Source organism: Archangium sp. (assembly GCF_057119385.1).
Genome location: NZ_DBNGVP010000154.1, coordinates 291,706 through 305,766 on the forward strand (window position 1 = coordinate 291,706; position 14,061 = coordinate 305,766).

7 protein-coding genes are annotated in these 14,061 nt (G+C 69.7%); 5 read left to right on the forward strand and 2 right to left on the reverse strand.

What is annotated here, in order from left to right:
* Positions 1 to 44: 44 nt before the first annotated feature.
* From AC16DP_RS37380 to AC16DP_RS37390, 3 genes are read left to right on the forward strand one after another with little or no spacing between them, the layout of a single operon-like run.
* On the forward strand, positions 45 to 3,407 hold the full coding sequence (locus AC16DP_RS37380) for an AAA family ATPase (protein WP_329726074.1): 3,363 nt from the start codon (positions 45 to 47) through the stop codon (positions 3,405 to 3,407).
* Positions 3,404 to 6,877 carry an AAA family ATPase gene (locus tag AC16DP_RS37385; RefSeq protein WP_329726073.1) on the forward strand — a complete coding sequence of 1,158 codons (3,474 nt, stop codon included), beginning with the start codon at positions 3,404 to 3,406 and terminating at the stop codon, positions 6,875 to 6,877. Before AC16DP_RS37380 ends, AC16DP_RS37385 begins: the two co-directional genes overlap by 4 nt.
* Entirely contained in the window at positions 6,874 to 9,174 is a 2,301-nt protein-coding gene (locus AC16DP_RS37390) for an AAA family ATPase (RefSeq protein ID WP_329726072.1), read from the forward strand. Before AC16DP_RS37385 ends, AC16DP_RS37390 begins: the two co-directional genes overlap by 4 nt.
* Before the next feature lie 64 nt (positions 9,175 to 9,238).
* Here AC16DP_RS37390 and AC16DP_RS37395 read toward each other — a convergent pair whose 3' ends face one another.
* On the reverse strand, positions 9,239 to 9,754 hold the full coding sequence (locus AC16DP_RS37395; RefSeq protein ID WP_329726071.1) for a biotin transporter BioY: 516 nt from the start codon (positions 9,752 to 9,754) through the stop codon (positions 9,239 to 9,241).
* A 284-nt stretch (positions 9,755 to 10,038) separates the two neighbouring features.
* Between AC16DP_RS37395 and AC16DP_RS37400 the strand changes: the two genes are divergently transcribed.
* A complete protein-coding gene (locus tag AC16DP_RS37400) occupies positions 10,039 to 11,520 on the forward strand; it encodes an RCC1 domain-containing protein (RefSeq protein WP_329726070.1) in 1,482 nt (493 codons plus the stop codon).
* Positions 11,521 to 11,652: 132 nt separating this feature from the next.
* Entirely contained in the window at positions 11,653 to 12,525 is an 873-nt protein-coding gene (locus AC16DP_RS37405; protein ID WP_329726069.1) for a serine hydrolase, read from the forward strand.
* Between the two features lie 25 nt (positions 12,526 to 12,550).
* Here the strand turns inward: AC16DP_RS37405 and AC16DP_RS37410 are convergent, their stop codons facing one another.
* Positions 12,551 to 14,005, reverse strand: a complete 1,455-nt coding sequence (locus AC16DP_RS37410) for an SPFH domain-containing protein (RefSeq protein ID WP_329726068.1) — start codon at positions 14,003 to 14,005, stop codon at positions 12,551 to 12,553.
* Between the last annotated feature and the right edge of the window lie 56 nt (positions 14,006 to 14,061).

The window sequence follows — 14,061 nt, forward strand, 5'->3', positions numbered from 1 at the left end:
CCTCCTGCCGCCAGCGTACCTCATCAGGATAGGATGGCGGGCCCATGGCTTCTTCCAATGCCGTCCCCGGGACGCTCGAGTTCTCCACGCCGCTCGTCTGCCAGCAGCTGTGGAACGGGGACCACCAGGTGTTCCCCGTGGCCGCGCCCACCCTGACGAGCCACGCGCCCACGCTCGAGGCCTGTCTGGGCGAGCAGCGCCTGTTCCTCGAGGAGCACCTGTCCAGGGTGGAGCCCGAGGAGCTGGCCCGCTTCTCCTTCCCCGAGCAGGTGCGGCTCGAGATGCTGGAGATCCTCGCCCCCCGCGCCGATCTCCCCAAGAAGCTCGTCAAGCCCGTCACCGTCGAGCTGGCCACCATCGTCGTGCCGCTCGCGGAGGAGACGTGGGTCTTCGTGCCGGCGATCGATCACACGGTCTACGTGGGCAGGAACCAGGACGTGCGCGAGACGGTGCGCGCGGACGTGGAGCGGTTGCTCGCCGCGCGCGAGCCGGCCGCCCATGAGTACCTGCGGCTGCTGCCTCCGAAGTTCGTGACGCTCGAGACCGTCCAGCTCGCGCTCCGGCGTCAGGACGCGAGCGACAAGGCCCGGCAGGCGAAGAAGAAGCTGGAGGAGAAGCTCAAGCGGGAGCAGGCGCACCAGGTGCTCCTCTCCGTCTCCACGGTGCTGCATGATCGCGACGAGGCCCGGCACGGACCGCCCCTCATCGCCCGGGACACCGAGCTCGCGCTGCTGTCCGGCCTGCTCGGCGGCGAGAAGCGGCAGGGCGTGCTGCTCGTGGGCCCGGAGCTCGTGGGCAAGACGGAGCTGCTCCTCGCGTGGCTCCGCGCCGAGCGCAAGGCCGGCCGCGAGCGGCGCGTGTACGCCACGAGCGGCTCGCGGTTGATCGCCGGCATGTCCGGCTTCGGCCAGTGGCAGGAGCGCGTGCTGCGGGTCATGCGTGCGGCACAGGAGCTCGACGCCGTCCTGTACTTCGAGAACCTCGGGGAGCTGCTCGCGCAGCAGTCCTCGGAGCACGTGGACATCCCCGGCGCGATGAAGCCCTTCCTGGAGGAGGGCCGGGTGCGGTTCCTCGGAGAGCTCACCCCCGAGTCGTTGGATCTGCTCGAGAACCGGCACCCGGGCCTCTTCGCGGTGCTCGGCCGCGTGCGCCTGGAGCCCCTGGGGACGCGGCAGACCCGTGAGGCGCTCCGGAGCCGGACGGTCTGGCAACGCAAGGCCGAGCCCTCGCGGTACTCGCTGGCCGACGACGCGGTGGATCCGCTCGTGGACCTGGCCGAGCGCTACCTGCCGAGCCGCGCGCTGCCCGGCAAGGCGATCCGGTTGTACGAGGAGATGCGCGCGGGACTGCAACAGGAGCGCACGGGCACGGGCGAGGTGCCCCTGCTCACCCGCGAGCGCGTGTACTCGCTCTTCAGCCTCAAGACGGGCGTCCCCGAGTTCCTGTTGCGCGAGGACCGCGCGCTGCTCGCCGGGGAGGTCGAGGCGCACTTCCGCCGCCAGCTCGTGGGCCAGGAGACGGCGGTGCGCCGCGTCGTGGAGACGCTGTGCATGGTGAAGGCGGGCCTCCAGCCCCAGGGCAAGCCGCTGGCCACCTTCCTCTTCGTGGGCCCCACCGGCGTCGGGAAGACCGAGCTCGCGCGGCTGCTCGCCACGTTCCTCTTCGGCTCGCCGGAGCGGATGTTCCGCTTCGACATGAGCGAGTTCATGGACGGCTGGGCCGCCGAACGGCTCATCCGGGGCAACACCCAGGGCGAGGGGCTGCTCACGCGCCGCGTCCGCCAGCAGCCCTTCTGCGTGCTCCTGCTCGACGAGATCGAGAAGGCCCACCCGGCCGTCTTCGATCTGCTCCTGCAGGTGTGCGGGGAAGGGCGGCTCACCGATGCCCGGGGGCAGACGGCGTGGTTCCACAACGCCATCATCATCATGACGAGCAACCTCGGCGTGGCGCACCGCCGCTCCCCGCTGGGCATCGGCGCTACCTCGGTGGATGACGCCTCGTACTACCTGCGCGAGGTGCACCGTCACTTCCGCCCCGAGTTCGTCAACCGCATCGACCAGCTCATTCCCTTCCACCCGCTCACCCCCGAGCAGGCGGCGGAGGTGGCCCGGCTCGGCGTGGACAAGCTGCGGCAGCGGCGCGGGTTGATGCAGCGCGGGGTCTCGCTCGAGGTGCCTCCGGAGATCACCACCGCGCTCGCCACCTCCGGCTACCAGGAGGCCTATGGCGCCCGGGCCATGCGCAGGCACCTGGACCAGCAGCTCGTCGTCCCCATCGCCCGCATGCTCTCCGAGGCCGGGCCCGAGGCCCAGGGCGGCCGTGTGGTGATCGCCTCCCGTCCCGGGGGCATTGCCGTGGAGCTGACCAAGGGCAGCCCGAAGACGGCGCGCAACCAGCTCGAGCTCGTGCGCGACCTGCAGGAGCAGCGGCGGGTCATCGACAGGCTCTTCCGGATGGATGCCGTGGAGAACGTGGGGGAGCGGATCCACTTCCTGGTGGCCCAGCTCGCCCAGGGAGATCAGAAGAAGATGCGAGGGCCCGAGGCGTCCTCGCTGGGACAACTCCAGTACGAGCACAGCCGGCTCGAGGCGCTCTGGAGCGAGGCCCGGCGGTTGCGCGCATCGCTCCTGGCCGCCGAGGAGCTGGCGCTGATGGCGCTCTTCGAGCAGCAGGATGCCGCCCCCTTCGTGGACGAGGCCCACGCGCAGATGAAGGCCATCCGCCAGCTGATGCCGTCCGTGCTGCTCGCGCTCCAGCCCCGGAGGGATCAGATCACGCTCATCCTCCAGGAGGCGGGGGAGACACGCGGCCTCGAGCGCTGGATCCTGCCGCTGATCGAGGATGCGCCCCGGCGCGGCTGGACGGTCGAGGGCCGCGTCTCGGTCACCCACAAGAGCAGCGAGCGCAAGCGCAAGTGGGATGACAAGCTGCTGGGTGCGGAGCAGCTTCGGAAGGAGCTGGCCGCGCCCTCGCGGGCCTTCCGGGAGGTACTGCTCCTGGTCAACGGCACGAACGCGGGGGCCTTCCTGGCGCTCGAGGCCGGGGTTCATCGTTATCCCCCCACCGAGAAGGACGAGCTGGTCCAGGTCGAGGTCAGGCCCGTTGCCATGTCCACCCAGCTGTTCCAGAAGGAGCTCGAGCTGCCCGCCATCGCCCCTCCGGCACAACGGGCCGGCAAGGATCTCCGGGAGCTGCGGTTGATGCCAGCCATCCGTGAGTACGTTCCCGGCGGCGAGCTCCTGCTGTGCGATGGCGCACGCAAGCTTCAGCTGGATTCCTGGGAGCACTTCCAGGCGCTCGAACGGATCCTGCTCGAACACATCCTGCTGCTCGAAAGCTCCGGGAACTTCGATGCCGAGAGTGGATTCTCCTTCGCGCTCGACGTGATCCGGGGGGCCTCGCGATGAACCTCACTCTTGGCGTGTACCAGAGCCGCGATGCCTCCAGTGGCTACCGGTGGACCACGCTCGCGCTCGGCCCCCATACCCGCAGCCGAGAGGGACGGAGCACCGTCAAGCTCCAGCAGAAGCTCGTGGAGGATCTCCGGAGCATCATCGGCGAGCTGCCCGTCCGGGAGCTGTCGTACTTCCAGCTCCCCCGAGGCATCCGCCTGGAGCGGGTACAGCTCGAGCTGGATTTCAAGCGCGTGCGCACCGGAACCGAGACGCCGCGGCTGTCCGGTCTCTTCCCGCTCATCCTCGAGCCGCGCTGGCGCACGCGCGACGAGCTCATGACCATCGCCTACCACCCCGCGCGCCAGCACGAGTGGTTCCCGGTCGATACCGGCGCCAGTCTCGAGGAGCAGGCGAAGGTCTTCTTCACCCGTGCCTGGGCCCAGCTGGAGCCGTACGAGCACGATGACCTGCGCTCCAACCGCAAGGACACCCTCAAGGCGCTCGCGTTCATGGCCCAGCCGAAGTCGCTGCTCGACGAGCTCGGCAAGAAGAAGGGGCCCTGGGACGACCTGGAGGCCGAGGACCGGCGGGAACGGGCCGGCGGCAAGAAGAAGCAGAAGAAGTCCGGTGGCGGCACCCAGGTGCTGCACAAGCTGGGGACGAACCTCACCCTCCAGGCCGCGGAGGGCACGCTCGATACCGGCATGCCGCGCGGCCCCTACCGGGAGCAACTCCAGCTCCTGCTCGGAGGCGAGCGGCGCACGCCGGTGCTGCTCGTGGGTCCTCCCGGCTGCGGCAAGCGGACCCTGCTCAAGCGCTTCGTGGCCGAGCAGCTCGAGGCCGATGGTTTCCAGACCCACCGCAACCTGGACAAGGTGACCGAGGTCTGGTCGATCGCCGGCAAGCGGATCATCGCCGGCATGAGCTACGTGGGCGACTGGGAGCAGCGCTGCCTCAAGGTGCTCGAGGACACGAGGGGAGGGCGGCGCATCCTCTTCATCGAGGACCTGCATGCCTTCGGCCGCATCGGCCGCTCGCGGGAGAGTGACACCAATCTCGCGCTCTTCTTCCAGGGAGCCCTGGCACGTGGAGAGCTCACGCTCGCCGGCACGGTGACGCCCGAGCAGCTCCAGCGGCTGGAGACGGACGCCCCGTCCTTCGCCGCGCTCTTCACCCAGGTGCACGTGCGCTCCACCCGCACCGACGAGACACTGCGCATGCTGCTGCACGAGGCGCGCGAGCTGGAGTCCAAGCACCACATCGCCTGGTCCCCTCCGCTCTTCCCGGTGCTGCTGGAGCAGGCGGGGACGCTCTTCTCCGGGTCCGCGCTTCCGGGCAAGGCGCTCGATCTGCTGCGCGAGCTGGCCACGGACCAGGGAGCCCCGGGCCGGGAGCTCGGCGTCGGCGAGCTCTTCGCGCACCTGTCGCGCAGGACGGGCCTGCCGGACTTCCTCCTGCGCCCCCAGGAGCGGCTGGTGCCCGAGGAGGTCCACGAGGCCCTGTCGCGCAAGGTGATGGGACAGCCGGAGGCGGTGCGCGTGGCGTGCGATCTCGTCGCGCGCATCCATGCCGGACTCACGGATCCCCGGCGGCCCTACGGCGTCTATCTGTTCACCGGCCCCACGGGCACGGGAAAGACGGAGCTCGCCCGCGCGCTGGCCGGCTACCTGTATGGCGATGCGTCGCGGCTGGTGCGGCTCGACATGGGCGAGTTCCAGACGCCGGATGCCGTCGCGCGGCTCACGGGCGACGCCTGGCAGCCCGAGGGCCGGTTGACGCGCCTCATCCGCGAGCAGCCCTTCTCGCTCGTGCTGCTCGATGAGATCGAGAAGGCACATCCCTCGCTGCTCAACCTGCTGCTGCAGACGTTCGACGAGGGCCGGTTGACGGATGCCTCGGGCGAGACGGCGGATTTCACCCATACCGTCATCGTGATGACGAGCAACCTCGGGGCGCGGCGCAAGCCGGCGGTGGGGCTCGGTGCGCCGGACGCGCGCGCCCTGGAGCTGGATGCGGACCGGGCCGTGCGCGAGTTCTTCCCGCCCGAGCTCTTCAACCGCATCGATCGCATCGTGCACTTCTCGCCGCTCTCGCGGGACGTGGGCGAGAAGGTGGTGGAGAAGGAGCTGGCGCGACTGTTGTCGCGGCACGGGCTCGTGTCCCGCAACATCTTCGTGGCCGCCGACGAGGCGGTGAAGCGGCGCATCGTCGAGGAGGCCTTCGATCCCCACCTGGGCGCGCGGCCGCTGAAGCGCTACCTGGAGGAGAAGGTCGGGCAGGTCCTCTCCGATGCCATCATCCGGGGACCCCAGGCGCTCATGCGGCTGTTCCAGCTCTACACCCGGGAGGGCCGCTTCGAGGCGCAGGCCGATGCGCTCATTCCCCGGGAGCCGCTGGCCCAGGGCTTCGCGCTGGAGCCACTCCTGTCGCTCCCCATCGCACGGCTGCGCGAGAAGATGCTCGAGCTGCGTGAGGTGGTGCAGGAGCTGCGCGAGAGCGAGGCGCTCGGTGCCCTGTCCGAGCAGGTCCGCTTCCACCTGGAGCGTCTGCGGGCGGGCGAGCACGATCACGCCGAGTCGCTCTTCACGCTCGATGCGATGCGGATGTACCTGGAGGCCTTCGCGGCGCAACTCGAGTCTCTCGCCCGCGCTCCCGAGGAGACGGAGCGGGAGATGATCGAGGCCGAGCGTTTCGGCGTGGAGCGGATTGGCGCCGATCGCTGGTCCCAGGGGACACGCATCCGGCTCTTCGCCCGGCGCGCGTTCGAGCCGGTGAAGGCCGTCTCCCGCGAGCAGATGCTCGATGCGCTGTCGGAGGTCTACTTCCTGCAACGCATCCTCCGGGGGATTTCCAGCCCGGATCAGCACGTGGTCATGTTGGAGCTGCTCCCGCTCGGCCAGTGGCGTCAGGGCGCGTCCTCCGGGTCGCTGCTCGCCCGGTGGCTCTGCTCGGCCTATGCGCACTCGCGTGGGGAGATCGAGTCCTTCGCCGCGCACCTGCCCGGTGGGGCCCTGGTGTCCGGTGGGCCCCGGCAGCTCCGGGAGTTCCTGCACCTGTCCATGCAGGAGCCCGTGCATGCCGCGATCAAGCTGGTGGGCCCGGGCGTGCGGCCCTTCTTCGAGGGCGAGGCCGGGCTGCACGTGTGGCAGTCCTCGGGCCGGCTCCCGGAGATCGTCAAGGTCCGCGTTCACGAGGCGAATGCGCCATCGCCCGCGGAGCTGCTCGCGCTGCATGCCGTGAAGCTCCAGGCCTTCCACAAGGCACGCCAGGAGGGCGTGAGCCCGCTCCCGGAGGATCCGGAGGCGGCGGCTCCCGTCGTGCGCGCCTACCGCTTCGAGCCGCCCGCACGTCCGGGAGCGGTGTCGGTGCTGGAGCTGGATGACTACCTGCTGACCCACAGCGGCAGCCATCGGGTGAGGAATCCCGCCGAGGCCCTGCCGGCCCTGTGGCGGCTGCGGATGAGCGAGCGGGTGACCCCATGAGCGACAAGAGCCTTCGCGTCTACTTCACCACCCACCACGATGGCCGGCTCACCGGGCAGCTCCTGCCGGTCTGGGACAGCTTCTTCGATGATCCTCCGCCCTCGGCCTACGGCAACAGCGAGGCGGAGATCTACGCGCTGCTCGAGACGCGCATCCGGTTGATGATGCTCGAGAACCCAGCCGGGCTCGGTCGGTTCCTCTGGGAGGAGAGCCTGGAGGCGCGGACCATCACCGTGGAGATCCACCCGCAGACCGTGCACAAGAAGCGGCCGGTGATCGCCAAGGCGCTGATCCCGCTCAAGCTGACGTACGTCTACGGGAAGCTGGAGAGCGGTGCCTGGCGCGTGCGGGTGCCGCGCTTCGGCTGGTCGTTCGTGCTCGAGGAGCTCTCCATCGCGCGCGAGGTGTTGCAGAACGCGCTCACCACCGTGCTGCTCGGGGAGAAGCCCAAGGGGCTGTACGACTTCCGCCACGAGGGCGCGGAGTACGTGAGCAGCTGGGACCTCGGCTGGCTGCTGCGGGACAACCGGCGCGGCCCGGGCGAGGAGCGGCCTCCTGAAGTCCTCGAGCAGATCAGCGAGGAGCTGACCTCGCGCGCCCTGGGAGGCAGGCAGCCGGCACTGGTGTACGACGCCGAGTCGATGCGCTCCTGGCTCGCCCACGCGCAGCGCCAGCCACCGCAGTCCCTGCTGCTCGTGGGGGGCCCGGGCTCCGGCAAGACGAGCCAGGTGCTGAAGCTCGCGCGGCTGATCGCCGAGCAGCGGCGTGAGGACAAGAAGGTGAGCCTGCCGAGGATCTGGCGCACCAGCGCCGAGCGCATCGTCGCCGGCATGGTGTACCTGGGCATGTGGCAGGAGCGCTGCCTGAAGATCGTCGACGCGCTCTCGAACGAGAACGACTACCTCTACGTGGACCGGCTCACGTCGATCCTCGCGCCCCAGCCGGACGGCTCGTCCATTGGAGATCTGCTGCTGCCCGCGGCGATGAGCGGGGAGATCTCCCTGATCGCCGAGTGCACCGAGGCCGAGCTGGAGCGCTGCCAGCGGCGCTTCCCGGAGTCGCTGCGGCCCTTCCGCATCATCCGCATCGAGCCTCCGCCGGCCTCGCAGGTGCCGGAGCTGATGCTGCGCTACCAGGCGGCGAAGCGCAGCCGGGTGAGCATCCATGCCCTGGGGTTGAGACAGCTCGTCGGGCACCTGGAGACGTTCCAGCGCGACAGCCTGTTTCCGGGCAAGGCCTTCCGCTTCCTCGACTGGCTGGAGCAGCAGGGCGAGCCGGGCAAGGCCCGGACGCTCTATCCGCGCGATGTCTCCGAGGCCTACGCGCGCTACACGGGGCTGCCGCTCCAGCTCATCAGTGACGAGGTGCCCGCAGAGCAGGCCTCGCTGGCGGGACAGTTGCGGCAGGGGGTCATCGGGCAGGATCGCGCCTGCGAGCTGGCGGCGGGCGTGCTGGCGCGCTTCAAGGCGGGGCTCAACGATCCGGAGAAGCCGGTGGGCACGCTGCTCTTCGCCGGGCCCACGGGCGTGGGGAAGACGGAGCTGTCCAAGCAGCTCGCGCGCACGCTCTTCGGCAACGAGGACCGGATGATCCGGCTCGACATGTCCGAGTACATGCAGCCCGGCTCGGCCCAGCGGTTGATGGAGGTGGGCCCGGGAATCACCAGCCTCGCCGAGCGGGTGCGGCAACAGCCGATGTCGCTCGTGCTCTTCGATGAGATCGAGAAGGCGCACCCCGAGGTGTTCGATCTGCTGCTCGGCATCCTGGGGGAGGGGAGGCTGACGGACAGCCTCGGGAGGCTGGTGGACTTCCGGATGACGGTGGTGTGCATGACGAGCAACCTCGGCGTCGAGCAGTCGGAGCCCACGGGCTTCGGGGCCGAGCGCGGCTCGGAGGACTTCATGCGCGCCATCCGGCAGACCTTCCGGCCGGAGCTGTTCAACCGCATCGATCACGTCATTCCGTTCCGCCGGCTGTCGGAGGCGGATGTGCTGCGGATCGTCGACCTGGAGCTGGAGAAGGCGGCCTCCCGGGCGGGGCTGTTGCGGCGCAGACTGCGGCTGGTGGTGGAGCCGGACGCGCGGGCCTGGCTGGCCCGTCACGGGTACGACCCGAAGCTGGGCGCCCGGCCCTTGAAGCGGCTCATCGAGGCGAAGGTGATGGCGCCCATCGCGGTGAAGCTCTCGGCCGAGGCGGGGCTGGAGGGCGCGATGCTCCCGGTGGTCGTGGCCGGCACGGAGGCCGAGCGGATCCTGCGGCCGGAGTACCGGGCCGTCGCGACGGTGCTTGGAGACTGAAGCGGTGAAGCCGCCATTCAGCGGCAGCGGATCGAGCGCGGCACCCAGGTGTGAGGGTCTTCACTCACTTGGAGCGACTTCGTCGTATGAGCCCCCAGGCGAGAGGCATCCACAGGCCGGCAAGGGTTGCCTTGAGCAACCCACCGGGGAGGAAGGGCAAAAAGCCCTTGTGCAGGGCCGTGGCGAGGTCGAGCGGGGCCGCCACGCAGAGCCAAGGCACGCCGATGGCCAGGATGACGAGCTGGCCCGCGAGGAAGAGTGGGACGGCCTTCCACGCCACCCTGTCCAAGCCGCGCCGCGCCGCGAGGCCCATGAGGAAAGCGGCTGGGATGAAGCCCACCAGGTAGCCGCCGGTCGGCCCGAGCACCTGTGCCCAGCCGCTGGCTCCCTTGGAATAGAATGGCAGTCCCACCGCCCCGAGCAGGACGTAGGCGAGCTGTCCGGCCATGCCTCGCATGGGACCGAGCGCGGCGGCCGTGAGGACGACCGCGAGCGTCTGGCCCGTGATGGGCACCGGGGAGCCCGGCACCGCGATGGCCACCTGCGCGAGCAACGCGGTGAACAGCGCGGCGCCAAGCACGAGCGCCCCATCATGGACGCGCGAGCGTGCGAAGACGTCTGCCAGGACGCGAGGCGGTGGAGAACCCGTGTCCGCGCTCGATTCGGAGGGGCGTGGAGGCACGAACCGATGCTCGGCGAGGGCGAGCACCGATGCAAGGCGTCAGCAGAACGCCGGTGCCCCAACGGGGAGCAACTCCGCCTGTGCCGCATCTCCCGGAGCAACTTGTTCTCTTTTTAAATCAGGAATACACTGTGGGTGTTGTTTTCCGCCCTCCGTGCATGGATTTTCGAAGAGGAGTCCCCGTGTCGCGACCGGCCATCCGTTTCCGCTCATGGTTCTTGTTGTGTGTGGGGCTGGTGGTGGCCTGTGGCAATCCAGAGGAGATGGGGGCGCTCCCGGAGGAGCCCCTGGGCACCCGGGAGTCGGAGCTGTGCGCGGGGCTGAGCGTCTCCACCCTGACGATCTCCGGGATCAGCTCCTACGAGTTCGTGGTGGCGGGGAGCGGCTCCTTCGGGGTGTCCACCGGGGCCAACGCGGTGCGGCTGGAGTACACGCTGGGAGGGGTGCTGCAGGCCGTGGAGGAGCGGGTGGGGAGCTCGGGCACCTGGTACTTCAGCGGGGAGATGGGCTGTGGGACGCAGACCTTCCAGGTGAAGGCCTGGCCCATGGTCATCGACAGCGCGGGCAACCGCACCACCTGCTACGCCACGTCGAAGGTCCTCACCCAATCGGTGACGCAGACCTGTCGAGCCGTCGCCGGAGGCGGCTCGCACTCCCTGGCGCTCAAGAGCGACGGCACCGTCAAGGGCTGGGGTTACAACACCAACGGCGCGGTGGGAGATGGCACCACCACCCATCGCTCGACGCCGGTGTCGGTGTCGGGCCTGAGCGGCGTCATGGCGCTCTCGGCCAATGGTGGGCACTCGATGGCGCTGAAGACGGACGGCACCGTGTGGACCTGGGGCTTGAACGGCTCGGGCCAGCTGGGGGACGGCACCACCACCAACCGTCTGACGCCCGTGAGGGTGCCGGGCCTCTCCGGCATCACCGCCATCTCCGCGGGCCTCTATTTCTCCCTGGCGTTGCAGAACGACGGCACCGTGTGGGCCTGGGGCCTGAACAGCTCGGGCCAGTTGGGGGACGGAACCACCACCAACCGCCTGACGCCGGTGAAGGTGTCGGGCCTCACCGGGGTGAGCACCCTCTCCGGGGGCTTCTACCACGCGGTGGCGCTGAAGACGGACGGCACCGTGCGGACCTGGGGCGCCAACAACTTCGGCCAGATCGGGGATGGAACCACCACCAACCGCCTGACGCCGGTGACGGTCCCGGGCCTCGTGGGGGTCACCCAGGCCACCGCGGGGAGCGACCACTCGATGGCGGTGATGAGTGACGGCACCGTGCGGGCCTGGGGCTACAACGGCTACGGTGCCATCGGAGACGGAACCACCACCCACCGGTTGACGCCGGTGACGGTGCCGGGCCTCAGCGGCATCACCCGCATCGCGGCGTTCAATCACTCGGCGGCACTGAAGAGCGATGGCACCGTGCGGACCTGGGGCTACAACGCCTTTGGTCAGGTGTGTGACGGGACGACCACCAACCGGCTGGCCCCCTACCTGGTGCCGGGCCTCACGGGCATCGCGCTCATCGAGGTGGCCGGCCACCTCCTGGCGATGGCGGGGGACGGCACCCTCAAGACCTGCGGCCACAATGCCTACGGCCAGCTGGGGGATGGGACGACCACCAACCGCAGCACGCCGGTGTCGGTGATAGGCCTTTGACGGCCGGAGCGCCCCTGTCTCCCCTGAAGTCCGCGGGACGAGTCGGAGCGGCACGCGGCGGGGAAGCGCGTGTTGGTTGGCTGTAGCGCAAGGGGCAGATACTTCTCTGGCAAATATTCTCCCCCTGCACCCATGCTCTCCACCGCGCTCCTCGTCCTCCTCGCCGCGACGCCCTCTGGTACCGACACCCTCCGCGCCTCCCTCCAGGCGCGCATCGCCCAGGTGAAGGGGGCCACCGTGGCCGTCGCCTACCAGCACCTCGGCAATCCCAGGGACTCGCTCTTCCTGGAGGCCGATCGCTCCTTCCATGCGGCCAGCACCATGAAGGTGCCGGTGATGATCGAGTTCTTCCGCCAGGTGGATGCCGGCAAGCTGTCCGTGGGCCAGGAGTTGACCCTCTCCAACCAGTTCGCCTCCATCGTGGACGGTTCGCCGTATGCCCTGGACTCCAAGGACGACGAGGATGCGTCCCTCTATGAGCGGCTCGGCAAGCCGGTGCCGGCGCGTGAGCTCGTCGAGCGGATGATCACCCGCTCGAGCAACCTGGCCACCAACACCGTCATCGCCCTGGTGGACGCCAGGCGCGTCACCAAGACGCTGCGCTCGCTCGGGGCCCGCCAGATGACCGTGCTGCGCGGCGTGGAGGATGGGAAGGCGTTCCAGAAGGGCCTCAACAACACCGCGACGGCGCGGGACCTCGCCACCCTGATGACCGCCATCGAGCAGGGGAGGGCGGCGTCACCTGCCTCCACGCAGGCCATGCGCACCATCCTCCTGGCCCAGGAGCTGAACCTGGAGATCCCCGCGGGCCTGCCGCCGGGCACGCCCGTGGCGCACAAGACGGGGCAGATCTCCGGCGTCCTCCACGACGCCGCCACCGTCTATCCGTCCGGCAAGCCTCCCTACGTCCTCGTGGTGCTCACCAGCGGCATCCCGGACGAGAAGGTGGCCCGCTCGCTCATCGCGGACCTCTCCCGGCAGGTGTTCGCGCACGCGACACGGTAACGCCTGCCAGGGATTCAACCCGGGTTCACCCGATACCCTCACCCCGTCCCTCTCCCGGAGGGCGAGGGGAAATGGACGCGGTGGCTGTTTGCTCGGGGGTGGCTGGTTCGCCCTCGGGCCGCATCGCCCCCACCAGCGCCATCATCTGCGCCACCAGCGTGGTGAGTGCCTGGCCCTCCTGGGCGCCCGCGCCTCCGCCGATGGTGACGGAGCGCAGCTCCTGGGGCCGAGGCATCTTCTCGGCGATGGACGGCAGCAGCTCCACCATCCTCGCCTGGAGGTTGGCCGAGCTGAGACCGTTGAGGATGCGCTGGCGCTGTTCCAGCAGCTCCAGCTCCACCCGCTTCTGCCGGTTGGCCGCCGCCCGCTGCGTGTCCAGCAGCTCGATGGCCGCCAGGGCCTCGCGCTTGCGCTGGGCGGCCTCGGCCTCCTGCTTCTGCTTCGTCAGCTCCGCCTCCACCACCAGGCGCGCCTTCTCCAACTCGGCCGTCTGGAGCGCGGATTGCTGCCGCTCGACGGCCAGCTTCCGGGCGTCCTCCTCCTCGCGCTGCTGGCGCCGCAGCCGCTCGGCCTGATCGCGGTCGTACGCCTCCGCCTCCTTGCGCGCACGAAGGATCGCCAGCTCTCCGTCGGTCTCCAGCCGTGTCCGCTCGCGCTGCTGCTCCACCTCCAGCTCCCGGTGGTTGATGGCCTCCTCCGTTTCCAGCGTCGCCAGCCGCGCCACGCGCTCGCGCTCGGCCCGGAAGGGCTTCTGCAGGCTCTCCCAGAGCCTCCCCGAGCTCACCACCGCCTCCTTGATCTGCACCGTGACGATGCGCAGCCCCAGGCCCTTGTCGCCGCCGCCGCCGCCCTCGGCCACATGGCGCAGGCGCGCCGTGAGCTCCTCGATGATCGGCTGCTTGTCCGAGAGCACCGCGTCGATGCTCATGGTGGCCACCTTGTCCTTGATGGCGGCCTCGGCCTGCTCGCGCAGCTGCACGTTCACCACCCGCATCGGGTCCTCGGCGTCCGTGAAGTCGAGCTTCTTGTACGCGGTGGCGAAGTCCTCGATGATCCACTGCACGTAGCCCTGCACCAGCAGCCCCTGCAGCTCGCGGCAGATGCAGTGCGCGTTGATGAGGATGGTCTGCATGGCCCCCGGTACGACGAGGAACGAGTCCGTCGCCGGGTTGAAGCGGAAGGACACGCCCAGGCCGATGTGCAGCGGCTGGGCATGGCCCCGGCGGGTGTGCACGACATAGGCGTTGGGCGGAACCACGACCGTCTTCCACCTCCAGAAGCCGGTGATGCGCACGTCCACGGCGTTGCCTGGAATCTCGCGAGGGGGCGCGACGAAGTTCCGGGCGGCTCTCGGCGCCATCTGAGCCTGGGCCATGGGCATCACGGCCTTGCGTGCCTTCAGGTCCACCTCGAGGCGCTGCTGCTGCTCGCGGACCTGATCCAGGTACTCGTTCCTCACCGGCTCGTGGTTCATCGACATCGGTGCCCCCATGCTCCGGAGGGGCGCCGATCATCGGCACGCCATACCGGAGGCTT

What these genes read in the sequence shown, in the direction of transcription:
- AC16DP_RS37410 (WP_329726068.1), bottom strand. Translation starts at nt 14,005, where the DNA reads ATGTCGATGAACCACGAGCCGGTGAGGAACGAGTACCTGGATCAGGTC.
- AC16DP_RS37390 (WP_329726072.1), top strand. Translation starts at nt 6,874, where the DNA reads ATGAGCGACAAGAGCCTTCGCGTCTACTTCACCACCCACCACGATGGC.
- AC16DP_RS37385 (WP_329726073.1), top strand. Translation starts at nt 3,404, where the DNA reads ATGAACCTCACTCTTGGCGTGTACCAGAGCCGCGATGCCTCCAGTGGC.
- AC16DP_RS37380 (WP_329726074.1), top strand. Translation starts at nt 45, where the DNA reads ATGGCTTCTTCCAATGCCGTCCCCGGGACGCTCGAGTTCTCCACGCCG.
- AC16DP_RS37405 (WP_329726069.1), top strand. Translation starts at nt 11,653, where the DNA reads ATGCTCTCCACCGCGCTCCTCGTCCTCCTCGCCGCGACGCCCTCTGGT.